Origin of the sequence: Luteimonas sp. 3794 (assembly GCF_031456825.1) — a bacterium.
Classification (GTDB): domain Bacteria; phylum Pseudomonadota; class Gammaproteobacteria; order Xanthomonadales; family Xanthomonadaceae; genus Luteimonas.
Genome location: NZ_JAVDVJ010000002.1, coordinates 153,806 through 177,620 on the forward strand (window position 1 = coordinate 153,806; position 23,815 = coordinate 177,620).

Sequence of the window (23,815 nt, forward strand, 5' to 3'; positions counted from 1 at the left end):
ACCGCAATGACCGCAGCACGCGACAACTTCCACCAGGCCGAACTCGACAAGTTCGGCGCGCTCGCCAACCGCTGGTGGGATGCCGACGGCCCGCAGAAGGCGCTGCATGCGCTCAATCCGGTGCGGCTGGACTACGTGCGCGAACGCACCCGCCTCGACGATGCGCGCATCCTTGACGTGGGGTGCGGCGGTGGCCTGCTCAGCGAGGCCATGGCGAAGCGCAGTGCGCGCGTGACCGCGATCGATCTGGCCGAGGATCTGGTCAAGGTCGCGAAGCTGCACGGGCTGGAGAGCGGCGTGCAGGTCGATTACCGCGTGCAGTCGGTCGAGGCGCTCGCCGCCGAACAGCCGGGCAGCTTCGATGCGGTGACCTGCATGGAAATGCTCGAGCATGTGCCGGACCCGGCCGCGATCCTGAAAGCCTGCGCCACCCTGCTCAAGCCGGGCGGCTCGCTGTTCGTGTCCACGCTCAATCGCACGCCGGCCGCGTTCGCGTTGGCGATCGTCGGCGCCGAATACGTGGCGCGCCTGCTGCCGCGCGGCACCCACCAGTACGCCGCCTTCATCAAGCCGTCGGAACTCGGCGGCTGGTTGCGTGAAGCCGGGCTTGAACTACAGGATGTCACCGGCCTGATGTACGAGCCGTGGCGCAACGGCGCGCGGCTGATTCCGCGCACCGACGTGAACTACCTGGCCTGGGCGCGGAAACCGCAGTGAGCGATTCGAGTCCTGCCGCCCGGTTCCCGGCCGGCGCATTGTTCGATCTCGATGGCACGCTGCTCGACAGCGCGCCGGACATGCTCGCGACCGTCAACCGGATGCGCGCGAGCCGCGATCGTCCGCCTCTGACGCTGTCCGAGATCCGGCCCGTGGTCTCGCGCGGCGCACGCGCGATGGCCTCGGTCGCGTTTCCCGAGCTCGATACCGAAGGCGTGGCCGGGCTGGTGCCGGAGTTTCTTGCGGTCTACGCCGAGGAACTCGGTCGCCATAGCGTGCTGTTCGACGGCGTCGAAGCGATGCTGGCCGCGCTTGAAGCCGCCGGCACGCCGTGGGGCATCGTCACCAACAAGCCGGAATACCTGGCGGCGCAGATCCTGCCGCAGCTCGGCTGGCAGGACCGCTGCGCGGTGCTGATCGGCGGCGACACCCTGGCCGAACGCAAGCCGCATCCGCTACCGCTGCTGCGCGCCGCGGAGTCGATCGGCATCGCGCCGGCAGACTGCGTCTATGTCGGTGACGATGCGCGCGACATCACGGCCGCGCGCGCAGCGGGCATGCCGTCGGTGGTGGCCTTGTGGGGCTATCGGCTCGACGACGATGATCCGGTCGCCTGGCAGGGCGACGTGATGCTGGACGCGGTGCAGGCACTGGTCGATCCCGCCGGCTGGCCGCAGCGATGAGCGCGGCGATGCAATCGGGTGACGAGGATTTCGTCGGCAAGTGGCAGGCGCGTTGGCCGGAATGGCGCATCGGTATGGCCTTCGTTGCGCCGGCGCAACGCGACCGCGCTGCGCCGTGGTTCTCGCTGCTCGACGAGTTGTGCGATGCGGCCTGGGCCGGCACCGATGCGACGCCGGGGCTCGCGAAACTCGCGTGGTGGCAGGACGAACTGCAGGGCTGGGCCAAGGGCGCGCGACGGCATCCGCTGGGCGCGCAGCTGCAACGCGTGGATGCACCGTGGCAGACACTCGCCCTGGCGCTGCGTCTTCTACCTGCGACCCGCGAGCATCCCGCCGACACCGCGCGCAATCTCGCGCAGTTGCAGGATCTTGCGCTGGCGATCGCGGCCTGCGAATCGCGCCTGTTCGGCGATGGCAGTCGCGGCAGCGGCGATGGCCGTATCGACGCCGCGCCGCTGCTGGCGATGCAGGCGTTGGTGCGCACCGATCAGGCACTCGCTGCGCAATTACTGGCCGACTGGCGCGTCCCAGGCGACGGCACCCGGCCGCGACGGATCGGGGACGCGATTCTCGGCGCCCGTTTGCGCGTGCTGGCGCGCGACGGCGTGAGTCGTCCTGTGCCCGGGCCGCGCGTGCTGTGGTCGAGCTGGCGGGCTGCGCGTCTGCGCTGAACATCGGCTGCGCCCCACGGCCGCGGAAACGCAGCGTTGCGGGGGTCGATGCGGACGAGCCGGTAGACTGGCCACCCACGACGGGCGCCGAGAACCGGCGCCCGTCGCCTCATTCCCGCCCCATGCCACGAGTCCCGTCTTGAGCATCGCATCTTCCACCGACCGCCTCCCCGACGTCGCCGGCGACCAGGCCCAGGCCGCGCGCCTGCTGGACTGGGTGGGCATGGGCAATATCGCATTGCCGCTGCGCATCGAGGATTCCCATGGCGGTTCGGTCACGGTGCCGGCCTCGGCCGACATCGGCGTCAACCTGATCGATCCAAACGCGCGTGGCATCCATATGTCGCGCCTGTACCTGCATCTGCAGGACGCGCTGTCGAGCCAGGTGCTCGATCGCGAAACACTCGCGCGCGTGCTGCGCGACTGCATCGAGTCGCAGCGCGGTCTCGCCGATCGCGTGCAACTGACCCTGCGCTACGGTCAGCTGCTACGCCGTGCGGCGCTGGCCAGCGCGCATAGCGGCTGGAAGACCTACCCGGTCGAGATCGATGCGGTGCTCGGCCCTGATGGCCTGGCGCTGACGCTGTCGCTGTCGGTCGAATATTCGAGCACCTGTCCGGCATCCGCCGCGCTGTCGCGGCAACTCAATGCCGCACGCTTCGCTAGCGACTTCACGCCCGATGCTGTCGGCTACGACGTCGTGCGTGACTGGCTGGAATCGCCGCGCGGCCTCGCCGCAACCCCGCACGCCCAGCGCAGCCGCGCTGACGTGCGCCTGACGCTGGCGCCGGATGTCGAGACGTTTCCGATCCTGGCGGTCGTCGACGCGCTCGAGCACGCGCTCGGCACGCCGGTGCAGACCGCGGTCAAGCGCGAGGACGAGCAGGCCTTCGCCAGTCTGAATGCCGAGAACCTGATGTTCTGCGAAGACGCCGCCCGTCGCGTCGCTGCAGCGCTGTCGGCCGACCCGCGTGTCGCGAACTTCGACGCCAAGGTCTCGCACTTCGAAAGCCTGCACGCGCATGACGCGGTGGCGCGGGTGAGCGGGCCTTAAAGTACGGTTGCGGCGCTGCCTTCAGCGCAGCGGCCCTTGCGCCGCAGATCCCACGTGTTCGTGACGTTTCATTTCCAGGCCAACGGAAGTGGGGGCACCCGGCTGGCAGTCTGGGTTCCAGCACACGGGCCCGCCCTGACGCAGATGCTCGCGCTGTCTTGTTCTGGATTGCGCGACGCGTGCGCCACACGACGAGCGACACTTGAAAAAAAGAAGGGCGGCCGGAGCCGCCCTTCGTCTGGAACGCGACCGATCCTCAGAATTGCACGGAGAACCGGGCGTTGGCGCCGTGGTCACGCGCTTCATCCGACAGCGCGCCGCTGTAACCGAATTCCAGCATGCTGTTGGCCGACGTCCGGGCTGCCAGACCCAGTTCGACCAGCATGGCCTCGTCCCGGATGACCGGGCTGCGGACGCCGTACCACTGGTTGCCATTGAAGGACAGTTCCGTGGCCCGCGCCTGATTGCCGCCTGCGTAGCGGTAACCCAGGTTGCCGCGCAGGCTCAGCCAGCTCTGCTCCTGGGCCGTGCCGCTCAGGTTGACCGCGAGCCGGACGCCCGCCGTGGCCAGGTCGACACGCGTGTTGGCATCGCGTCCGCGCAACGCAGCCGCGCCGCCATCCTCGGTGAAGCCATCGGTGTCGAGCTCGACATGGGCGTACTGCAGGTAAGGCTCGAACTCCCAGGCGCCGGCGCCGAGGCGATAGCCGACCTCGGCGAACGCCTGCCAGCTGTCCGCGTCGTAGCGGCCATGCACGCCGTCGGCGAAGCCGGCGAAGCTGATGTCGCGCTGGACGTCGAGCTCATGCCATGCGTGCGTATAGCCTGCGCGCACGCTGAATCCGCTCCAGGTCTGGCTGCCGTAGATGCCGACATGGCGCGTATCGGCGTCGCCCTTCGAACTGCGATCGCGCACATCGAAATCGGTGCTGCCGACACCACCGAACACGCCCAGGCGCCATCCGCCTTCGAACTGCCGGTCGATGCCGGCCAGGGCTGCGGAGCCGTTGTACTGCGTGCGCGCAGCACTGCCGTCATTTGCGATGTGCCCGCCCTGGCGATGCACTTCCACCCAGGCGCCCGAGTTCGCATCCGCGTCGCGCTGTCCGCCGAAGCCGTCGGTGCCTGCGGCTGCGCGGGCGAGTGCGGCATCGCGGACCAGACGACCACTGTCGATCAGCACCTGCTGCGCACTCGCATGCACCTCGCCCGAGAGCTGGTCGAACGCGCGTGGCGCCGCAGCGGCGCTGAGGAGGGTGATCGGGACGAGCAGGCCGTTGCTGTCGGGAAGTGCGTCGACGGCATTGGCGACCGCCCACTGGTTGTCGCTCTGGGCCGCAGTCGAAAGCGCTGCGCCACGCACCACGCCGACATCGAGCGCGTTCGCGCCGTAGAGCATCGAAAGCGACAGGAAGGGCGAGAGTGCACCGGTGTCGACAGTGTCGAATGTGCCGGTGATGCCCCCGGCTGCCGAGAGGATCCTGTACTCCTGTCCGAGCAGGAACGTACCCGGCAGTTGGCGCGCGAGCAGGGTGCCGCCGAGCAGGGTCGCCGAACCGGTCACCTCGAGCAGATCAGACTGGTCCGGTGGCTGCATTTCGGCGACCAGGGTCGCGCCCGCGGCATGGGTGTAATCACCGTCGATGGTGAGCGTGCCGATCGAGTTGCCCGGTGCGATGGTGCCCGCCACCCAGGTGTCGCCGAGGGTGCCGCTGCCGCCGAGCAGGCCGCCGGCTTCGACGCGCGTGGGCGCACCGGTCACGCTGCCGTTGACGATGGCTACGCCGCCCGTCGTGCCGCCTTGTGTCCCGCGAACGGTGAGGGCGCTACCGACCAGGCTGCCCTGTGCATCGATCAGCAGGCGCCCGCCCGACACCACCACGTCGTCGGTCAGGGTGTTGCGGCCGCGCAGTTCGAGGGTGCCGCCGGTAACGCTGGCGCCGTTGAAGCTGTTGTCGCCATCCAGGCGCAGCCAGCCGCCGACATTCGAGTGGAAACCGAGGCGCCCCGGACCACTGATGTCGTTGCTCCACATGTCCCAGGCGTCGCCTTCCCAGACCTTGCGACCGCCGGCTGCCACATCCATCACCACGTCGGTGTCCACGCGCAGCGAGCCGTAGCCCTCGATGGCCGCTTCCAGGTTCAGCAGGCCCCAGCCGTAGATCTCATCAACGCCCGCCGCACCGAGGTCGGTGGCGGTGGTCAGCATCACGTCGCGTACCTGGTAACCCTGCAGGTAGGGGAAACGTTCGAACAGCAGGCCCAGTGCGCCGGTGACATGAGGCGCGGCCATGGACGTGCCCGAGTAGTCGGCAAAGCCCGGCAGGCCTTCGCGACTGTCGAACTCGTAGCGCAGGTTGCCTGCCTCGTCGACGAACCAGTCGCCCTGCACCAGATCGCTGTCGAAGACGGTCGAGGTGATGAAGCTGCCTGGCGCCGTGATGCACCACTGGGCCGAGACGCCGCACTTCATCGAGCGGTCGCTCAGCACGCCCGCTTCGTTGAGGTTCACGACGCTGACCCAGTACTGCTCGATGTCGGCGAAGATCGCCGGCAGGGTGGCCGGCGCCGCGGCCTGCGGGCTCGCCGCCGGCGATGCATTGACGCCGCTGTTGCCGGCGGCCACGACCTGGATCATGCCGGAACGCCGCGATGCGTCCGCCATTTCCTCGAACGTGGCTGCAATCGACGGGATCGTCATCAGCAGTTCGTGGTAGAGCGCGGCCTCCTCCGGGGTGTACGCCGTATAGGTGTAGCCCCAGCTGTGGTTCATCGCGCGCACGCCGTGGTCGATCGCCTGGTCGTACATCTGGGCGAAGGCGGTGCTGCCGGCCGATGTGCCGTACGTTTCGCACTGGTTGAGCAGAATGCACGGCAGATCGACGAACGTCAGGCTGTCGTTGAACAGACGCGCCGAGCTCAGGTCCGCGCCGAAGGCGACGCCGTGCATGCCGCTGCCATCCCGGTTGGCCGCGATCGTGCCGGCGACATGCGTGCCGTGGCTGTTGAAATCGAAGAACGTATTGCCCCAGAGGAAATTGTTCGCCGGGTTGGGGAAGAACGCGGCCAGTGCCGGGTCGTAATACTCGCCGTCGATCGCGACCTGGTCGCCTTCGGAATAAAAACAGGCATCGGGCCCCGCAATCGCACTGGTGTTATTGCACAGGGTGCCGTCTTCGAGGACGTCGGCCATCGTGATCGAGCGGTGGTCCTTGCCCGCGAATTCGGGATGGTCGAAGCCCGCGCCCGAGTCGAGCAGGCCGAGGCGGACGCCCGCGCCGGTCAGGCCGCGCGCATACGCATGGTGGGCGTTGATGACCTCAAGACCCCAGTCGGCCTGGAACTCTTCGGTGATCCATGACTGAGGATCGGACGGCGACGCCGGCACATCAGCAGCGGGCTGGGCGCCTGCCTGGCTGGCGGCTGCAGTCGCAGGTGCGCTGCGCTGCCAGCGCCGGCTGAAATCCTGCGCGGCAAGCGGGCGCCTGGGCAGCGGCGTCGAACGTGGGGTTGCATCGAAGGCCTCACGAATGACGCTGGCGACCGCGCTGTCCGATTCAATTTCAGACGCATGCGCGCTTCCGAATGCGGCCGTCATCAGAAGGCCACCGGTGATCGCCAGCGCGAGTGGCGTGCGCGCAAGACGGTGCGGGCGCGCGGAAATGGAGGTGTTGCGTGAATTCATGCGGACTGTCCCTGTGAGTGATGAACGCCGTGCTCATCAGCCGGCGTTCATCGATCCTAACCGCATGCCGGACTTATGTCAGTCGGGTTGTCCGCCGATCACGACGACATTGAAGCGGAGTGGCGTCAGCGGCGCAGGGCGCCGCACACGGATTGTCCACGTGCCCTCGGCAGGCGCTTTGAGTTCGAATCGTCCGTCATCACCGACGGTCAAACGCTGCGAATCGGTTTCGACAATGCTGGCTGGCGGCGCGCGCCCGTGCAGCGTCGCAAGCGCCGGCACCGTCGAGGGGACTCGGACAGCACTTTGCGCAACTTCACTGCCGGCGGCGCGCGTGGAGACGGCGTCAGACCTGTCCGGACGCTGTGCGTCCATGGCGGTCACGCTGGCGCAGCCCGCGGTCGCCAACACGAACCACCATGCGCACAGACGGCGCAGCGGTGAGGCAAGTGGGCGAGGCGGCGTGCGGGCGACATCGCGCATGACAACGCGCTCAGCGCTCAAGCACCAGCTGCGGATCCACCCGTACATCCAGCCAGTTCATGCCCCAGTGCAGATGCGGCCCGGTCGCTCGGCCCGTTGCGCCGACGGCGCCGATCACCTGACCCTGTTCGACGCGATCGCCCACTTTCGCGTCGATGCGCGACAGGTGCAGGAAGTTCGAACTCACGCCGTGGCCATGATCGAGCAGCAGCGTGCCGCCAGTCAGATAGAGATCTGGTCCGGCGAACGTGACGATGCCGGCAGCCGGCGCCTTGACCGGTGTGCCGGTCGGCGCGGCGATATCCATGCCCGAATGCGGTGAACCTGGCTGTCCGTTGTACGAACGCGCGCGGCCGAAGCGTCCACTGATGCGACCTTCGACCGGGCGGATGAAGCCGTTGCCGAAATCAACGCGGTCGTCGTCGCGTACGCGCGCTTCGGTGACCTGCGCCTGTTCGCGGCGAATGCGCTCGGCGATCGCCGCCGGCGGATTCACCGTGGCGGGCGGCACGCCGTTGACGCGCTCGACCGGCCAGTCGCGTGGCGTGATCGCGATCGATGCCGACTGGCGGCTGCCGTCAGGGCGCGTGACTTCGAGTTGCACGGGGCCGGTCTCGTCGCGCCCGACGCCGAGTACCACGGTGCCATAGCCGCTGACGCGCAGCGCGCGGTCGCGGTACTGCACCCGGCTGCCGGCCGGCACCTTCCCAATCACCAGGCTGCCCTGTTGCACCTGCGCCGGAAACCGCACGTCAGCCGCCTCCTGCGCCGCCAGCGGTGCTGCGCACACAAGCATTGCGAGGATCAGAAAACACGCGAGCGGCAAACGGCGGAGCAGGGGCATGCGGTGGTCCGGGCAGGAAGGGAATGCGTCGGGCACGCTACGTACCCGGCGATGAAGACACGGTGTCCCGTCGACGAATCAGCGTGCGAACGCGAGGCGTTGACCGGCCGCTTCGCCGACCAGCTGCGTGCCGTCCCATGCGAGACGACCGTTGACCCACGTCGAGGCGATGCGCGAGCGGAACGTCGTGCCCTCGAACGGCGACCAGCCGCACTTCGACAGCACCTGCTCGCGCGTCACGGTGAACGGCGTGTCCTCCACCATCACCAGATCGGCGAAGTAACCCTCGCGAAGGAAGCCGCGTTCGGCGACATCGAACAGCTGGGCCGGCGCATGTGCGAACTTCTGCACCACGCGGGTGATGTCGAAATGACCTTCGTGCACGCATTCCAGCGCCGCGCTGAGCGCGAACTGCACCAGTGGAAGGCCGCTTGGCGCACGCGTGTAGGGATTCTCCTTTTCGCTGAGCAGATGCGGCGCGTGGTCGGTCGCCAGCACATCGATGACATCGTCGGCCAACGCGCGCAGCAGCGCCTCGCGGTCGGACGCATCCTTGATTGCCGGATTGCACTTGATCTTGTGGCCCAGACGCGCGTAATCGGCGCGGTCGAAGCGCAGGAAGTGGATGCAGGTCTCGGCGGTGATGCGCTTGCGCAGGCGACCGGCAGCGTCGAGCAGCGGGCCTGCCTCGAACAGCGCCAGTTCCTCGGCGGTCGAGATGTGCAGCACGTGCAGACGCGTGTCATGGCGGCGCGCCAGCGACAGCGCCAGCTGCGTCGACTTCATGCAGGCCTCGCGCGAGCGGATGTCGGGGTGACATTCGGCCGGAATATCGTCGCCGTACTTCGCCACGTATTCGCGCTGGATCGCGTCGATCGTCGGCGTGTCTTCGCAGTGCGTGATGATCGGCACCGGGGTCTCGCGGAAGATGCCGTCGAGCGTCTCTGGATTGTCGACGAGCATGTTGCCGGTCGATGCACCCATGAACACCTTCACGCCCGGCGTGGTCAGCGGGTCGATGCGACGCACGTGATCGAGGTTGTCGTTGCTGGCGCCCATGTAGAAGCCGTAGTTCGCGCGGGCGCGACCGGCGGCGCGGTCGTACTTGTCCTGCAGCACGTCGGCGCTGAGCGTCGGCGGGCTGGTGTTGGGCATGTCCATGAAACTGGTCAGGCCGCCGGCAACGGCCGCGGCCGATTCGGTCGCCATGTCGGCCTTGTGTTCCATGCCCGGCTCACGGAAATGCACCTGGTCGTCGATCATGCCGGGCAGCAGCCAGCGGCCGGCGGCATCGACGATGGTGTCGCCATCGCGTGCGGCGAGGTCGCCGCCGATCGCGGCGATGCGGCCGTCGGCAATGCGCAGGTCGCCGTCGAAGATGCGGCCTTCGTTGACGAGACGGGCGTTGCGGATCAGGGTCGAGGTCATGACTTGGAGTCCAGGTTCGGCATCGGCACGGGGTCGTTTCCGCCCGGATGCAGGGGATGGCAGCGCGACAGGCGGCGCAGGGCGAGCCAGCCACCGCGCAGTACACCGAAGCGGGCGATGGCCACCATCGCGTACGACGAGCAGCTGGGATGGAAGCGGCAGCGCGGGCCGAGCAGGGGGCTGATGAAGCGCTTGTAGCCCTGCAGCAGGAAGATGAGCAGGCGCGCGATCACGGCAGGTCGGCGGGGGCGATGAACACGGTAGTCAGGACGGTTGCCGCTGCAGGGGCATGCAGGGTATAACACGCCGCTTCCCCGCCCAAGGGAATGACAAGGAACGCAGCACGTGGCAGTCAAGAAACCCGCAAAGAAGGCCGTCAAGAAGGCCGCAAAGCCCGCCGCGAAGGCCGCCGTCGGGAAGAAGGCTGCCCCCGTCACCAAGCCACCCGCCAAAAAGGCACCGGCCCCGAAGAAGGCCGTCGCCAAGGCCGCGCCCGCCAAGTCGGTTGCGAAGAAGGCGCCGGTCAAGGCACCCGCGAAGAAATCAGCGCCGCCCAAGCCTGCTGCCAAGAGCGTGCCTGCACAGAAAACGGCGAAGGCAGCCCCGGCGAAAGCCGTGGCCACCCAGCCTGCGACGAAGCCGAAGGCCGCTGCTCCCGCAGCGGTGACCAAGCCCGTCGCGAAGAAGGCGGCACCGGCCAAGTCGATCGCCGACACGTCCGCTGCCGCCCCGAAGACGGAAGCCCCGAAGAAGGCCTCCGCTCCGGCGAAAGCCGCCGCGCCGAAGCCGGTGCCGGCATCCACTCCCACGAAGCGTCCACGTCCGGTCGGCAAAGTCGCCGTCGCGGGCGTTGCGCGCCAGCAAGAGCCGGCGCCCAGAACAAAGGTGAAGGTCGTGCAGTACAAGACCGATGCAGAAACAGGTCGTCCCATCCTTCCGCAGGGCTACAAGCCCAGCGCCGACGAGGAGTACATGAGTGCGTTGCAGCTCGAGTACTTCCGCCAGCGCCTGCAGAACTGGCGTGCGGACCTGGTCGAAGAATCCAAGCAGACGATCGAGAATCTCAAGGACGAAGTCCGTGACGTCGGCGATGAAGCCGAACGCGCGACCCGCGAAACCGAGAACTCGCTCGAACTGCGCACGCGTGACCGCTACCGCAAGCTGATCGGCAAGATCGACAGCACGCTCAAGCGCGTCGACGAGGGTGAGTACGGGTACAGCGTGGATTCGGGCGAAGAGATCGGTCTCGACCGTCTCGAAGCACGTCTGACCGCCGAGCGTACGATCGACGAGCAGGAACGCTGGGAACATATGCAGAAGCAGATGGGGGATTGATCTAAAGCCGTGAGTGGGGATGACCAGCCGTTCGGCTGTTGAAAACCGTGATTCGGGATTCGAAAGAGCGGATCGCGATCACGCCCCCACTCCCTGCAGAAAAAGCCCGCCGTTGGCGGGCTTTTTCGTGCGCGCGGCGAGCTTCCCCCATCCCCAATCCCGAGCTCAGGTATTCACGTCAGCTCCCGCAGATCCAGCCGACGCAGCTTCGGCGCACGCCACGCAGTGGTCGCGACCACGCCCATCGTCACGAAGCCGCCGATCACGACCGCCGGCACCAAGCCGAGCAGGCGCGCCATTGAGCCCATGTAGAACGCGCCGATCTCGTTCGACGAGCCGACGAACAGGCCATTGATCGACGACACCCGCCCACGCATGTGGTCCGGTGTCGAGAGCTGCATGATCGTCGAGCGCATGACGACCGACACGCCGTCGAACATGCCCGACAGCAACAGGAAGAACGCCGACAGCCAGAAGGCCGTCGACAGGCCGAAGCCGACCATGCACAGGCCAAAGCCGGCAACCGCGACCAGCAGGAAGCGGCCCGCGTTGCGCTGGATCGGATTGCGCGCCAGCCAGATGCCCATCGCCACCGAGCCCAGCGCCGGTGCGCTGCGCAGGATGCCGAGGCCTTCGGGACCGTAGTCGAGGATGTCGTGGATGAAGGCCGGCGCCAGCGAGATCGCACCACCGAACAGCACCGCGAACATGTCGAGCGCCAGCGCCGCGAGGAGGATCTGGTGGCCGAACACGAAGCGCGCGCCCTCGGCGATGCTGGCGAAGACGGGTTCGCGCTGCAATTGCTGCGCAGGCTCGGTGACGTCCATGCGCCCCAGGAACACGATCACTACAAGTGCGAAGATCGACGCCAGCAGGAAGACGCCGGGAATGCCGAGTGGCTTGATCAGCAGGCCGCCGATTGCAGGGCCGAGCACCAGCGCGCTCTGGAATACGATGCTGCCCAGGCTCGCGCCGCGCACGAACTGGTCCCGTGGCAGCACGCGGGCGAACAGCGCGTTGTACACCGGTCCGAGAAACGCGCGGACCATGCCCGTCAGCATGATCGGCAGATACAGCAGCCAGACGCTGCCGGCGATCAGTCCCGAGGTCAGCAGTGCCAGCAGCAGCGGCGTGATCGCCAGACCCGCGGCGGCCACCATGCCGAGCTTGCGCCGCGGCAAATGGTCGACCAGATAACCGGCGAACGGCGCGACGCAGAAGTAGGGCAGCACTTCGGCCAGGCCGATCAGGCCGAGCATCCACGGATTGCCGGTTTCGGCGTAGATGTGCCAGCCGGCTGTGACCGCGACGATCTGGTACGACAGGATCGTGAAGATGCGGTAGCCCAGCAGGGCCCGGAAGTTGCGGTTGCGCAGCGGCGCCGCGCGACTGGAATCGCCAGCGCCCGATTCGTCGGGCTCCGGCGGTGGCGCGGTGCTCACGCCAGCGCACGCTGCGCGCGGTCGCGGATGAAGGCGAGCAGGGCAGCCAGGCCGTTGTTGCGGGTCGGTGACAGATGTTTCGCCAGGCCGATGTCGCCGATGTAGTCGGCATCGGTGTTGACTATCTCACGGGCGCTGCGGCCCCCATACACGCGCAGGGCCAGGTAGATCAGGCCCGAGACGATCGCCGAATCGCTGGCGGCAGCAAAGTCGAGACGGTCGGCGTCGCCGGAAGCGACGATCCAGACCATTGACTGGCAGCCATGCAGGCGGTGTTCTTCGGTCTTCAGCGCATCGGGAAACTCGGGCAGCTTGCGGCCAAGATCGATCAGATACTGGTAGCGCTCGGACCAGTCGCCGAAGAAGGCGAATTCTTCGGCGATGGCGCGCTGGGCATCGGCGGGGCTGGCTTCGAGGGGAAAGGGGGAGGCAGTCACGGGGGAATCGACTCTCAGACGCGGACGCGCGTTCGCAAGCCGGATATTGTGACCGATCCATCCCGAACACACCGCTGCCGGTGGCCGGCGGGCGCCTGTTTCCACGTTCGCCGGTTTTTACGGGACACCGCTTTCTCACGATCCTCACGCGTATTCATGGAAAGTCCGCCGCGGTTTGGCGCAAGGGGAAGCGCTGTGGCAAACGCGATCGTCTGGTTCCGGAACGACCTGCGACTCGACGACAACCCGGCGCTGCGTGCCGCACTGGATGCGGGGCTCGCGCCTGTCTGCGTGTACATCCATGCACCCGACGAAGAGGGTGACTGGGCGCCGGGCGCGGCCTCGAACGCCTGGCGTCACCGCTCGCTGTCCGCGTTGGACGCCGAGCTGCGCAAGCGCGGCAGCCGTCTGCGCCTGTTCCATGGCCCCAGCCACGCGACACTCGAAACGCTGGTCGACACCTGCGAGGCCGGGGCGGTGTTCTGGAACCGGCGCTACGACCCCGCGATCGAAGCGCGTGACACCGGAATCAAACGCGATCTGCGCGAATCCGGCATCCGCGCCGAAAGCTACAACGGCGCGCTGATGCTCGAGCCCTGGTCGCTGCAGACCGGGCAGGGCGGGCCGTACAAGGTGTTCACCCCCTTCTGGCGCAAGGCGCTGACCGAACTGCATCTGCCCGAGACCTGGGAGGCGCCGCGCACGTTGCCCGCCGTGGACGCCGGGCCGTCGGGCGTCGCACTCGACGACCTGCAGCTGGCGCCGACGCTGGATTGGGACACCGGTTTCTGGACGCTCTGGGACCCGGGCGAGGCCGGCGCCCGCGAAGCGCTGGAGGTCTTCGTCGACGGCGCCTTGCGCGGCTATCGCGCGAGCCGTGATCGTCCCGACCAGGCCGGCACCTCGCGCCTGTCGCCGCATCTGCATTTCGGCGAGATCGCGCCCTGGCGCGTCGTCGCCGCGCTCGAGGCCGAGCGCACCGCGGCTACTGCGCCGGACATCGATGCCTACGTACGCGAACTCGGCTGGCGCGAGTTCGCGCATCACCTGCTGCACCATTTCCCGAAGACGCCGGAGCAGGATTTCAATCCGCGCTTCAAGCGGTTCCCGTGGGCGCGCGCGGAACCGGCCGCGCTCGATGCCTGGCGGCAGGGGCGCACCGGCGTCCCGATCGTCGACGCCGGTCTGCGCGAGCTCTGGCACGTCGGCTGGATGCACAACCGCGTGCGCATGATCGTCGGCAGCTGGCTGTGCAAGCACATGCGCATCCACTGGCGCGAAGGTGCGCACTGGTTCTGGGACACATTGGTCGACGCCGATCTCGCCAACAACACGCTGGGCTGGCAATGGATCGGCGGTACCGGCGCGGACGCTTCGCCGTATTTCCGCGTGTTCAATCCGGTCACGCAGGCGCAGAAGTTCGATCCCGAAGGCAGCTACATCGCGCGCTGGGTGCCGGAGCTTGCCGGGCTGCCAGTCCCGCTGCGTTTCAGTCCGTGGACCGATCCGGACCTGCTGAAGTCCGTCGCACCCGACTATCCGCGTGCACCGATTGTCGATCTGGCGGCGGGTCGGGAGGCTGCGCTCACCGCGTACCAGACCTCTCGCTGACGCGTCGGCTGTGCCGGTCGCGTGCTCCACTCCCTCGTCTGACAGTCGAGGGGATTGCGTGGGAGTGCTCGACTGCACACCGCAAGCGTCGGCGCCGCACGCCAGGAACGCGCGTCGATACCGCATGGCCGCGCGTGGCTGCCACGCCAGACCGGCGGGGATCGCGGCCCTGCGGGCTTACGCCGAATGGAGGCCCGTAGACCCCTCGCACGCTATCCGAGCGATGGATCGACTGCGCGCAGTTCCCCGAAAAGCCGTCGGCCCCGCGAACAGCGCGACCCCAACGAAGACGGTCGCTTCGAGTTCGACTGTTCCAAGCGGCGCGCGGTATCGCCGGGTCCCCGGTTGCGGCGGCAGCGCATACACGCACGTGGATGCTCCAGACCGTTATCGACGGGCAAGCGTCCGTTACGCGGTCCCGGCACACCGCGCTGCAGTGCCATCTGATCGAGGCCACGTGGTTCATCACGGGCCGCGCATCCATCGCTGAACCCTATCGCTTTCGGGCCGGTGCAGATGCGGGTGTGGCTCAGCTAGCCCCGTTGTGGTCGGTCGGCGGCGATCTGGCCGCCAAGCCTGTTCGAGGCCGATGGCACGGGGGGCGCGCAGCCCCACTCGCACGTCGCAGGGGCAATGCCGGGCCGTGTCGTCGCTGTAGCTGCGCGCGCGCTGAACAATGTCCGTCTGGGGCGTCAGCCCGTCACCCTCTGTGCATTCTGAACACGCTAGTTTCGGCTCCGATTCGAGGTTCCGGGCACCATCGCCCGCGCCACACCAGGAGACCGACATCATGCGTAGACTCACCACCGCAGGCCTCACGACCGCACTTGCCAGCACCTTGCTGCTGTCGAGCTGCGCCACCTACACCGGCCAGACTAGTGCACCGGACGATCCGAACCGCACCCGCAACAATGCGCTGATCGGCGCAGGCATCGGCGCTGTCGCCGGACTGCTTAGTGGCGGTGATGCGACCGAACGTCGTCAGCGCGCGATGGTCGGTGCCGGCGTCGGTGGCCTCGCCGGCGGCGCGGTCGGCGTCTATCAGGATCGTCAGGAAGCCGAACTGCGTCGTCAGACCCAGGGCACCGGTATCCAGGTCGATCGCGATGGCGACGTCATCAAGCTCAACCTGCCCGATGGCGTGACTTTCGACTTCGGCAAGGCCGATCTGAAGTCGCAGTTCTACCCGGCGCTCAATAATGTTGCGCGCACGCTGGCCGAGTACGACCAGACGATCGTCGAGATCTCGGGTCACACCGACAGCGTCGGTTCGGACGCCGTCAACCAGCGTCTGTCGCAGCAGCGCGCCGACTCGGTGGGCAACTACCTGATCGGCCAGGGCCTGCTGCGCCAGCGCTTCGAGATCGTTGGCTTCGGCAAGACCCGTCCCATCGCCGACAACAGCACGGATCAGGGCCGCGCGCTGAACCGCCGCGTCGAGATCCGCGTGATTCCGCTGCAGTCGTAATCAGTTCCAGCGTCTAACGAAAAAGCCCCGGCAATGCCGGGGCTTTTTTGTTCTGTAGGAGAGCGCTTGCGCGCGAAACGCTTTACCGGGACAGGTCGACAAGGAGAGCCCTATCGCGCGCGAGCGCGCTCCTACAGGAAGCGGGGCACCTCAGAGCGCTTCGATCACACCCGCTGCGCCCATGCCGGTACCGATACACATCGTCACCAGACCGTAGCGCTTCTTGCGACGGCGCATGCCGTGGACGATCGTCGCGGTGCGGATCGCACCGGTCGCGCCCAGCGGATGGCCCAGCGCGATCGCGCCGCCCAGCGGATTGACCTTGGACGGGTCGAGGCCGCTGTCGCGGATCACCGCCAGCGCCTGCGCGGCGAAGGCCTCATTGAGTTCGATCCAGTCGATGTCGTCGAGCGTCAACCCGGCCTGCGCCAGCGCCTTCGGAATCGCCGCGATCGGACCGATGCCCATCACGTCCGGACGCACGCCGGCAACGGCGAAGCTGACAAAACGCGCCAGCGGCTTCAGACCGTAGTCCTGCACCGCGCGGCCCGAGGCCAGCAGGATGCCGGCGGCGCCGTCGCTCATCTGCGAGCTGTTGCCGGCCGTCACCGAGCCGCCGAACTGGCCGTTGCGGAACACCGGACGCAGCTTGGTCAGACCTTCGATGGACGAGTCCTGACGCGGACCTTCATCTGTGTCGACCAGCAGCTTGCGCAGACGCACCGCATTGCCGGCGAGGTCGGGCTGGTGCGAGACGATCTCGTAAGGGCTGATCTCGTCCTTGAACTCGCCGGCCTCGATCGCGGCGATCGCCTTCTGGTGCGAGGCGAGGGCGAACGCGTCCTGGTCCTCGCGCGAGACCTTCCATTCTTCGGCGACCTTCTCGGCGGTGATGCCCATGCCGTAAGCGATCGCGACGTGGTCGTCCTTGAACACGCTCGGTGAGAGCGCGACCTTGTTGCCCATCATCGGCACCATCGACATCGACTCGGTGCCACCGGCGAGCATCAGGTCGGCATTGCCGAGGCGGATCTCGTTGGCGGCCAGCGCCAGCGCCTGCAGGCCGGACGAACAGAAGCGGTTGACCGTCTGCGCGGCGACGGTGTCGGGCAGGCCGGCCAGCAGCACGCCGATGCGTGCCACGTTCATGCCTTGCTCGCCCTCGGGCATCGCGCAGCCGATCACGGCATCGTCGATGCGGTTGACGTCGATACCCGGCGCCTGCGCGACGACGGCCTTGAGCACGTGCGCCAGCATGTCATCGGGACGGGTGTTGCGGAACACGCCCTTCGGCGCCTTGCCCACCGGGGTGCGGGTGGCGGCGACGATGTAGGCGTCCTGGATCTGCTTGCTCATGGAATGTTCTCGTAATTGAGTGAGGGGGTGAGGGCGTCAGCCGGGTTGCCTCGACTGACACTTCGCGCGCACTGCGCGCCTGACGTCCTCACTAGTTCCGAAGCGGCTTGCCGGTCTTGAGCATGTGGCCGATGCGCGCCTGGGTCTTCTCCTGCTGGGCGAGCTCGACGAAGTGCTTGCGCTCCAGACGGATCAGCCAGTCCTCGTCGACGACCGCGTTGCGGTCCACGTCGCCGCCGCACAGCACGGTGGCGATGCGCTCGGCGATCTCGTAGTCGTATTCGCTGACGAAACGGCCTTCGAGCATGTTGACCAGCAGCATCTTGAACGTGGCGATGCCGACGTCACCCGCAACGCGAATCGCGCGCGCGGGCAGCGGCGGGCGATAGCCGGCTTCCGCCAGCGCGGATGCCTGCTGACGCGCGACGTGCAGCAGTTCGAATGCGTTGAAGGTCACGATGTCGTCGGCGCGCAGCAGGCCGAGTTCCTTGGCATTGACCGCCGAGTTCGACACCTTGGCCATCGCGATGGTCTCGAAGGTCTTCTTCAACTCGGCGAACACATCGCCATTCGGACCCGCGGCTTCGGACGCCCGCACTGCCAACTCCTTCAGGCCGCCACCGGCCGGCAACAGGCCGACGCCGGCCTCGACCAGGCCGATATAACTTTCGAGATGCGCCACGGTGCGCGCGCTGTGCATCTGGAACTCGCAGCCACCGCCCAGCGCCAGACCGCGGACGGCTGCGACCACGGGGACCAGCGAGGACTTGATGCGCTGGCTGGTCTTCTGGAAGTTCTCGACCATGGCCTCGAACGCATCGACCTTGCCGGCCTGCAGCAAGCCGAGCGCGCCGGCGAGATCGGCACCGGCCGAGAACGGCTCCTTCGGCTGCCAGATCACCACGCCCTTGAACTTCTGTTCACTGATGCCGATCGCTTCCTGGATACCGTCGAGCACGTGGTCGGAGACCGTGTGCATCTTGGTCTTGAAACTGATCACGCCGATGTCGTCGCCGTCGGTCCACAGACGGATGCCATCGTTCTCGTAGACGGTCTCGCCCGTCTCGAAACGCTCACCCAGCAGCGGATCCGGGAAGCGCTGGCGGCGATACACCGGCAGCGCCGAGCGCGGCAGCTTGGCATTCTTCGCCGGGCTGTAGCTGCCTTCGGCGGCGTGCACACCCTCGCGGCCGTCGAATACCCAGTCGGGCAGCGGCGCGCTGCTCATGGTCTTGCCGGCGACGATGTCCTCGGCGATCCAGTCGGCGACCTGCTTCCAGCCCGCGGCCTGCCATAGTTCGAACGGACCCTGCTGCCAGCCGTAACCCCAGCGGATCGCCAGGTCCACGTCGCGCGCGGTCTCGGCGATGTCTTCCAGGTGCACGGCGCTGTAGTGGAACAGGTCGCGCAGGATCGCCCAGACGAACTGCGCCTGCGGATGTTCGCTGGCGCGCAGCTGCGCCATGCGCTCGGCCGGGTCCTTGGTCTTGAGGATCGCGACGACCTCGTCGGCGGCCTTGCGGTCCGAAGCGCGGTAGTCCTGCTTCTCCAGATCGAGAACGAGGATGTCCTTGCCGGCCTTGCGGAAGATGCCGGCGCCGGTCTTCTGGCCCAGCGCGCCCTTGTCGATCAGCGCGGTCAGCCATTTGGGTGATGCGAAGTACTCGTGCCAGGGATCCTCGGGCAGGGTGTCGGCCATCGTCTTGATGACGTGCGACATCGTGTCCAGGCCCACCACGTCCGAGGTGCGGTAGGTCGCCGACTTCGGACGGCCGAGCAGGGGCCCGGTCAGCGCGTCGACCTCGTCGAAGCCAAGCTTCGATTCCTGGGTGTGATGGATCGTCGACAGGATCGAGAACACACCGATCCGGTTGCCGATGAAGTTCGGCGTGTCCTTGGCGTAGACCACGCCCTTGCCGAGCTGGGTGGTCAGGAACGCTTCGAGACCTTCGAGCACCGACTTGTCGGTGGTCTTCGCCGGGATCAGCTCGGCCAGATGCATGTAGCGCGGCGGGTTGAAGAAATGCACGCCGCAGAAACGGTGACGCAGTTCTTCGGGAAGAACATCGGCCAAGGCATTGATTCCCAAGCCCGAGGTGTTGCTGGCCAGCACCGCGTGCGACGGCACGTGCGGCGCGATCTTGCGGTAGAGGTCCTGCTTCCAGTCCATCTTCTCGGCGATCGCCTCGATGATCAGGTCGCAGCTTTCGAGCTCGGCCAGGCCGGTTTCGTAGTTCGCCGGGACGATGGATTCGGCCAGCGACTTGCTGCTCAGCGGGGCGGGGCTCAGCTTGGCCAGGTTCGCGAGTGCTTTGCGTACCACACCGTCCTTGTCGCCCTCCTTGGCCGGCAGGTCGAACAGGACCGTGTCGATCCCGGCGTTGGTCAGATGCGCGGCGATCTGCGCGCCCATGACACCCGCACCCAGAACCGCGGCGCGACGTACAAGCAGTTTCTCAGACATTTGCTCCATCCCTTTGTTTCGAAAGAAACCCGGCCTTGGCCGGGCAGGTGGTCAGGCGCGGAACCCGGCCGCGGCGAAGCGGATCAGCTCGCCGGCGATCCGGGTGCGGTGCGCATGTTCAGTGGTATTCGGCGGGCGCTTGATCAGGCCGAAATCGGCCATGGCATAGGTCAGCGCACCGGCGAGGAAATCGAGACGTCCGTAGAGCTCCGCCTTGCCAAGGCCGGGCAGACAGACGGCGAGGGCACCGGCGAATTCGCGCGGCACATGGCCGTACTGCTCGGAGAGGAACTTGCGCAGGGCGTCGTTCTTCTCCACGTATGCCCGGGCGATGACCCGGACGAAGGCGCCGCTGCCGGCGCGTCCGCTGGCCATGTCGAGTGCAGGCTCGACGAAGGCGGCGATGATCGGTTCGATCTCACCGGGCTGCTCGGCCAGTGCGCGCTTGAGCTGGGCGAGGCGCTGCGCGCTCATCTGGTCCATCCGGCGGCGGAACACCTCGTTGACGAGGTTCTCTTTGCTGCCGAAGTGGTAGTTGACCGCTGCGATGTTGACGTCCGCCCGGCTGGTCACCTGGCGCAACGATGTGCCCGCAAACCCATGTGTGGCAAACAGTTCCTCGGCGGCGCCGAGGATCTTGTCCTTGGTCGAGAACTGGACGGTACTGGCCATGCAAACGTGTGCCTCGATCAAACGCTTGTTTGGATTCTGGGGGCCAGGCGCCTGACGCGTCAATGACCGGCGACAGGGCTCGGACCGACGCAGTTGCAGCGGATACGTTAGAATCTCCGCAGCCATGTTGGCTAAACCCGCGTTTCGGCGCGGGTTTTTCCATGTAGACTCGGCCGTTCCGGAGTGGACGGCCCCATTCCAGACCGGAGAACTCCAGATGGCGCTCGAGCGCACTCTTTCCATCGTCAAGCCCGATGCCGTTGCCAAGAACGTCATCGGCGAGATCTATTCCCGCTTCGAAAAGGCGGGCCTCAAGATCGTGGCGGCCAAGTACAAGCAGCTCACCCGTGAGGAAGCCGAGGGCTTCTACGCCGTGCACAAGGAGCGTCCGTTCTTCGGCGCGCTGGTCGAGTTCATGACCTCCGGCCCGGTGATGATCCAGGCCCTTGAAGGCGAGAACGCCGTGGCCGCGCACCGCGACCTGCTGGGCGCCACCAATCCGAAGGACGCCGCGCCGGGCACGATCCGCGCCGACTTCGCCGACTCCATCGACGCCAATGCCGCCCACGGCTCGGATTCGGTCGAGAACGCGCAGACCGAGATCGCGTACTTCTTCAAGAACGACGAAGTCGTTTCCCGCTGAGGGATGCCATCGTGACCGAGGTCGCCATCGACGCCACCGTCGCCAAGCAGAACCTGCTCGACCTCGACCGCGAGGGTATGGAGCGCTTTTTCGCCGAGACTCTCGGCGAAAAGCGCTTCCGTGCCCACCAGATCATGAAGTGGATCCACCATCGCTACGTGACCGACTTCAACGACATGACTGACCTCGGCAAGGCGCTGCGCGCCAAGCTCGAGGCGCATGCCGAAGTCCGTGTGCCGCAGATCCAGTTCGAGAAGCCCTCCACCGATGGCACCCACAAGTGGCTGATCGCGATGGACGGCAAGAACGCCATCGAGACCGTCTACATCCCCGACAAGGGGCGCGGCACGCTGTGCGTGTCGTCGCAGGTGGGCTGTGCGCTCAACTGCCAGTTCTGTTCCACCGCGACCCAGGGCTTCAACCGCAACCTGTCGACCGCCGAGATCATCGGCCAGGTCTGGGTGGCGGCGCGGCATCTGGGCAATGTGCCGCACAAGCAGCGCCGCCTGACCAATGTCGTGATGATGGGCATGGGCGAGCCGCTGATGAATTTCGACAACGTGGTCCGCGCGATGAGCATCATGCGCGACGACCTGGGCTACGGCCTGGCTAACAAGCGTGTGACGCTCTCGACCGCCGGCATGGTGCCGATGATCGACAAGCTGGCTGAAGTCAGCGACGTGTCACTGGCGGTTTCGCTGCACGCCGCCAACGACGCGCTGCGCACTGAACTGGTGCCGCTGAACAAGAAGTACCCGATCGCCGAACTGATGGAAGCCTGTGCGCGCTATGCGCAGCGCAAGCGCGGCGAGTCGATCACCTTCGAATACACCCTGATGAAGGATGTCAACGACCAGCCGCAGCATGCGCGCGAGCTGGCCCGGCTGATGCGCGAGTTCGACAATCGCCTGCAGATGAAGGATGCAGCGAAGGTCAACCTGATTCCGTTCAATCCCTTCCCGGGCACGCGTTACGCGCGCCCTGACGATGCGACCATCCGCCGGTTCCAGAAGCTGCTCAACGAATCCGGCCGCATCGCACCGGTGCGCCGGACCCGCGGCGACGACATCGACGCAGCCTGCGGCCAGCTCAAGGGCCAGGTCGCTGATCGCACGCGTCGCCAGGCCGACCATCTCAAGCGTCTCGAAGCGCAGGGCGGGCCAGGTGTCGATGCGGCTGCCTGAGGCTGCCGTCTGCATTGTTCTCCTGCTGGCAGTGGCCGGCTGTTCACGTCTTACATTCATCAAGCCAAGCGCGAAGGGCGACTACCGCCCGGAACCGCCGTCGTACAACATCCGGGGCAATGCCGAGTCGCGGCGTAATGACGCGACGCGCCAGCAATTGGCGATCGCATCCCGCGAGTTCGCGGCCGGCAATTTCGACGCGGCGGCCAGCGCCGCGCGCGATGCGCTGAAAGGCGAGGGCACGGCAGCCGACGCCAATACATTGCTCGCGGTCATCGAAGACCGACGTGGCCGCAGCGCGCAGGCCGGCGGCTACTACAAGGCCGCCGCCGAACGCGCACCGGACCAGGGCGCCTATCTCAACAACTACGGCACCTGGTTGTGCCGCAATGGTCGCGCGACCGATGCGCTGGCTTATTTCGACGCTGCAGTGCGCGATCCCGCCTACGGCGATCCTTCCGGCGCACTGGCCAACGCCGGCACCTGTGCGATGACCGCAGGCGATACGGCGCGCGTCGAGCGCGATCTGCGGGCGTCGCTGGAGCTCGATCCGGAGAACCTGGTCGCGCTCGATGCGATGTCGCGCTACATGGTCAGCGAGCACCGTTACTTCGATGCCCGGGCTTTTTCGCAGAGACGGCTTGCCGCGGCCCCCGTAACTGCGGCAGCATTGCAACTTGCGGTGCAGATCGAGACCGCGCTCGGCGACACAGGGGCCGCCGAACGATATCAGCGACGCTTGCGCACGGAGTTTCCGTCCGCATCGAACCTTCAGCCAAGGGAAACCAGTCCACCATGAGTTCTTCGAACCAGACCATGCCAGCGTCTTCGCCTGGGGTCGGAGAACATCTGCGCGCGACGCGCATGGAGGCCGGACTCACCGTCGCCGATGTCGCCAGCCGGCTACGTATGCAGTTGCGGGTCGTTGAAGCACTCGAAGCGGAGAACTGGGCGAAACTCGGCGCGCCGGTCTTCATCCGCGGCCAGCTGCGCAGTTACCTGCGCCTGTTGAAACTGCCCGAATCGCTTGCAGATGGCGTGGCCGATGGCGACGGGCGGCCGCCCGACCTGACCCCGCGCACCTATACCCCGCCCATGCAGCGCATGCTCGACAAGGCCATGGGCCGCGCGGTGTATGTGGTGATCACCGCGCTGATCGCAGTGCCCGTCTGGGTGGCGACACGCTCGCATGTCGATGACAGCCGTCCGGCCGAGACGGCTTCGCTGGGACTGGATGGCGATCTGCAGAATGCCGGGGACGAGCCGCGCCCCGCGCGGCCGACTCCGGTGACCGCCTCGCTGGGCGCGCTGCCCAAGCGTGCGCCGCTCGCGCAGCCCGCGACCGAATCCGCTGCATCCGACGCCCAGGTGCAGGCGAGCTTGCTGATGCGCTTCAGTGGCGACAGCTGGATCGAAGTGATCGGTCCCGATGGCGGTCAGGTGGAGCAGGCACTGGTGCGGGCAGGTCAGGAGCGCCGCTTCGACGCGGGCACTGTCGCCCGCGTCAAGCTTGGCAATGCCAACGCGGTCGAGGTGTCCAGCGACGGCGACGTTCAGGATCTGTCCCGGTTCCAGCGGGCCAACGTGGCACGCTTTACGGTATCCTCCGACGGCACGCTGGCGCCGGCTTCCGAGTAG

21 protein-coding genes are annotated in these 23,815 nt (G+C 67.0%); 11 read left to right on the top strand and 10 right to left on the bottom strand.

Going from position 1 to position 23,815, the window contains the following annotated elements; all coding sequences use genetic code 11:
* Positions 1-6: 6 nt before the first annotated feature.
* The 4 genes from ubiG to folE2 all read left to right on the top strand — a co-directional run bounded on the left by ubiG (position 7) and on the right by folE2 (position 3,125).
* A complete protein-coding gene (ubiG, locus tag J2X52_RS04355; RefSeq protein ID WP_310149261.1) occupies positions 7-717 on the top strand; it encodes a bifunctional 2-polyprenyl-6-hydroxyphenol methylase/3-demethylubiquinol 3-O-methyltransferase UbiG in 711 nt (236 codons plus the stop codon).
* Positions 714-1,400, top strand: coding sequence for a phosphoglycolate phosphatase (locus J2X52_RS04360; RefSeq protein WP_310149264.1), 687 nt, complete (start codon positions 714-716; stop codon positions 1,398-1,400). Before ubiG ends, J2X52_RS04360 begins: the two co-directional genes overlap by 4 nt.
* Positions 1,397-2,071: a phytoene/squalene synthase family protein gene (locus tag J2X52_RS04365; protein WP_310149267.1), complete on the top strand. Its 675-nt coding sequence runs from the start codon at positions 1,397-1,399 to the stop codon at positions 2,069-2,071. The genes J2X52_RS04360 and J2X52_RS04365 overlap by 4 nt, the downstream gene beginning before the upstream one ends.
* A 139-nt stretch (positions 2,072-2,210) precedes the next feature.
* On the top strand, positions 2,211-3,125 hold the full coding sequence (folE2, locus tag J2X52_RS04370; protein ID WP_310149271.1) for a GTP cyclohydrolase FolE2: 915 nt from the start codon (positions 2,211-2,213) through the stop codon (positions 3,123-3,125).
* A gap of 256 nt (positions 3,126-3,381) precedes the next feature.
* On the opposite strand, the gene J2X52_RS04375 is transcribed toward folE2, so the two are convergent.
* The 5 genes from J2X52_RS04375 to yidD all read right to left on the bottom strand — a co-directional run bounded on the left by J2X52_RS04375 (position 3,382) and on the right by yidD (position 9,798).
* The gene (locus tag J2X52_RS04375; protein WP_310149273.1) at positions 3,382-6,810 is read right to left on the bottom strand and encodes an autotransporter domain-containing protein; all 3,429 of its coding nucleotides are present in this window, start codon (positions 6,808-6,810) and stop codon (positions 3,382-3,384) included.
* 78 nt (positions 6,811-6,888) lie between these two features.
* Positions 6,889-7,293: a hypothetical protein gene (locus J2X52_RS04380; protein WP_310149278.1), complete on the bottom strand. Its 405-nt coding sequence runs from the start codon at positions 7,291-7,293 to the stop codon at positions 6,889-6,891.
* 10 nt (positions 7,294-7,303) lie between these two features.
* On the bottom strand, positions 7,304-8,089 hold the full coding sequence (locus J2X52_RS04385) for a M23 family metallopeptidase (protein ID WP_310150259.1): 786 nt from the start codon (positions 8,087-8,089) through the stop codon (positions 7,304-7,306).
* Positions 8,090-8,215: 126 nt separating this feature from the next.
* A complete protein-coding gene (locus J2X52_RS04390) occupies positions 8,216-9,565 on the bottom strand; it encodes a dihydroorotase (RefSeq protein WP_310149282.1) in 1,350 nt (449 codons plus the stop codon).
* Positions 9,562-9,798, bottom strand: coding sequence for a membrane protein insertion efficiency factor YidD (yidD, locus tag J2X52_RS04395; RefSeq protein WP_310149285.1), 237 nt, complete (start codon positions 9,796-9,798; stop codon positions 9,562-9,564). Before yidD ends, J2X52_RS04390 begins: the two co-directional genes overlap by 4 nt.
* Before the next feature lie 112 nt (positions 9,799-9,910).
* Between yidD and dksA the strand changes: the two genes are divergently transcribed.
* Positions 9,911-10,900, top strand: a complete 990-nt coding sequence (gene dksA, locus J2X52_RS04400; RefSeq protein ID WP_310149288.1) for an RNA polymerase-binding protein DksA — start codon at positions 9,911-9,913, stop codon at positions 10,898-10,900.
* Between the two features lie 173 nt (positions 10,901-11,073).
* Here dksA and J2X52_RS04405 read toward each other — a convergent pair whose 3' ends face one another.
* Both J2X52_RS04405 and J2X52_RS04410 read right to left on the bottom strand, forming a co-directional pair.
* A complete protein-coding gene (locus J2X52_RS04405; protein WP_310149289.1) occupies positions 11,074-12,342 on the bottom strand; it encodes an MFS transporter in 1,269 nt (422 codons plus the stop codon).
* Positions 12,339-12,779, bottom strand: a complete 441-nt coding sequence (locus J2X52_RS04410; RefSeq protein ID WP_310149291.1) for a SufE family protein — start codon at positions 12,777-12,779, stop codon at positions 12,339-12,341. Before J2X52_RS04410 ends, J2X52_RS04405 begins: the two co-directional genes overlap by 4 nt.
* A gap of 195 nt (positions 12,780-12,974) precedes the next feature.
* Here J2X52_RS04410 and J2X52_RS04415 point away from each other — a divergent pair, with 195 nt between their 5' ends.
* Both J2X52_RS04415 and J2X52_RS04420 read left to right on the top strand, forming a co-directional pair.
* Entirely contained in the window at positions 12,975-14,390 is a 1,416-nt protein-coding gene (locus tag J2X52_RS04415) for a deoxyribodipyrimidine photo-lyase (RefSeq protein ID WP_310149293.1), read from the top strand.
* A gap of 790 nt (positions 14,391-15,180) precedes the next feature.
* The gene (locus tag J2X52_RS04420; protein WP_310149295.1) at positions 15,181-15,858 is read left to right on the top strand and encodes an OmpA family protein; all 678 of its coding nucleotides are present in this window, start codon (positions 15,181-15,183) and stop codon (positions 15,856-15,858) included.
* 150 nt (positions 15,859-16,008) lie between these two features.
* Here J2X52_RS04420 and J2X52_RS04425 read toward each other — a convergent pair whose 3' ends face one another.
* The 3 genes from J2X52_RS04425 to J2X52_RS04435 form a co-directional block, all read right to left on the bottom strand.
* Positions 16,009-17,214, bottom strand: a complete 1,206-nt coding sequence (locus tag J2X52_RS04425) for an acetyl-CoA C-acyltransferase (protein ID WP_310149297.1) — start codon at positions 17,212-17,214, stop codon at positions 16,009-16,011.
* A 91-nt stretch (positions 17,215-17,305) separates the two neighbouring features.
* Entirely contained in the window at positions 17,306-19,678 is a 2,373-nt protein-coding gene (locus tag J2X52_RS04430) for a 3-hydroxyacyl-CoA dehydrogenase/enoyl-CoA hydratase family protein (RefSeq protein ID WP_310149299.1), read from the bottom strand.
* Between the two features lie 51 nt (positions 19,679-19,729).
* Positions 19,730-20,350 (bottom strand): TetR family transcriptional regulator, encoded by a 621-nt coding sequence (locus J2X52_RS04435; protein ID WP_310149301.1) that lies wholly within the window; start codon positions 20,348-20,350, stop codon positions 19,730-19,732.
* 217 nt (positions 20,351-20,567) lie between these two features.
* Here J2X52_RS04435 and ndk point away from each other — a divergent pair, with 217 nt between their 5' ends.
* From ndk to J2X52_RS04455, 4 genes are all read left to right on the top strand, one after another.
* Entirely contained in the window at positions 20,568-20,993 is a 426-nt protein-coding gene (gene ndk / locus J2X52_RS04440; RefSeq protein ID WP_133392641.1) for a nucleoside-diphosphate kinase, read from the top strand.
* A 77-nt stretch (positions 20,994-21,070) separates the two neighbouring features.
* Positions 21,071-22,177, top strand: a complete 1,107-nt coding sequence (gene rlmN / locus J2X52_RS04445; protein ID WP_310150261.1) for a 23S rRNA (adenine(2503)-C(2))-methyltransferase RlmN — start codon at positions 21,071-21,073, stop codon at positions 22,175-22,177.
* Positions 22,164-22,976 (top strand): type IV pilus biogenesis/stability protein PilW, encoded by an 813-nt coding sequence (pilW, locus tag J2X52_RS04450; RefSeq protein ID WP_310149310.1) that lies wholly within the window; start codon positions 22,164-22,166, stop codon positions 22,974-22,976. Before rlmN ends, pilW begins: the two co-directional genes overlap by 14 nt.
* Positions 22,973-23,815: a RodZ domain-containing protein gene (locus J2X52_RS04455; protein WP_310149315.1), complete on the top strand. Its 843-nt coding sequence runs from the start codon at positions 22,973-22,975 to the stop codon at positions 23,813-23,815. The genes pilW and J2X52_RS04455 overlap by 4 nt, the downstream gene beginning before the upstream one ends.

Bases quoted from the DNA above. Each gene is read 5' to 3' on its own strand.
- pilW (WP_310149310.1), top strand. From the start codon at position 22,164: ATGCGGCTGCCTGAGGCTGCCGTCTGCATTGTTCTCCTGCTGGCAGTG.
- J2X52_RS04455 (WP_310149315.1), top strand. From the start codon at position 22,973: ATGAGTTCTTCGAACCAGACCATGCCAGCGTCTTCGCCTGGGGTCGGA.
- J2X52_RS04375 (WP_310149273.1), bottom strand. From the start codon at position 6,810: ATGAATTCACGCAACACCTCCATTTCCGCGCGCCCGCACCGTCTTGCG.
- ubiG (WP_310149261.1), top strand. From the start codon at position 7: ATGACCGCAGCACGCGACAACTTCCACCAGGCCGAACTCGACAAGTTC.
- J2X52_RS04380 (WP_310149278.1), bottom strand. From the start codon at position 7,293: ATGCGCGATGTCGCCCGCACGCCGCCTCGCCCACTTGCCTCACCGCTG.
- ndk (WP_133392641.1), top strand. From the start codon at position 20,568: ATGGCGCTCGAGCGCACTCTTTCCATCGTCAAGCCCGATGCCGTTGCC.
- J2X52_RS04390 (WP_310149282.1), bottom strand. From the start codon at position 9,565: ATGACCTCGACCCTGATCCGCAACGCCCGTCTCGTCAACGAAGGCCGC.
- J2X52_RS04385 (WP_310150259.1), bottom strand. From the start codon at position 8,089: ATGCTTGTGTGCGCAGCACCGCTGGCGGCGCAGGAGGCGGCTGACGTG.
- J2X52_RS04365 (WP_310149267.1), top strand. From the start codon at position 1,397: ATGAGCGCGGCGATGCAATCGGGTGACGAGGATTTCGTCGGCAAGTGG.
- J2X52_RS04425 (WP_310149297.1), bottom strand. From the start codon at position 17,214: ATGAGCAAGCAGATCCAGGACGCCTACATCGTCGCCGCCACCCGCACC.
- J2X52_RS04430 (WP_310149299.1), bottom strand. From the start codon at position 19,678: ATGTCTGAGAAACTGCTTGTACGTCGCGCCGCGGTTCTGGGTGCGGGT.
- J2X52_RS04420 (WP_310149295.1), top strand. From the start codon at position 15,181: ATGCGTAGACTCACCACCGCAGGCCTCACGACCGCACTTGCCAGCACC.
- J2X52_RS04435 (WP_310149301.1), bottom strand. From the start codon at position 20,350: ATGGCCAGTACCGTCCAGTTCTCGACCAAGGACAAGATCCTCGGCGCC.
- rlmN (WP_310150261.1), top strand. From the start codon at position 21,071: ATGGAGCGCTTTTTCGCCGAGACTCTCGGCGAAAAGCGCTTCCGTGCC.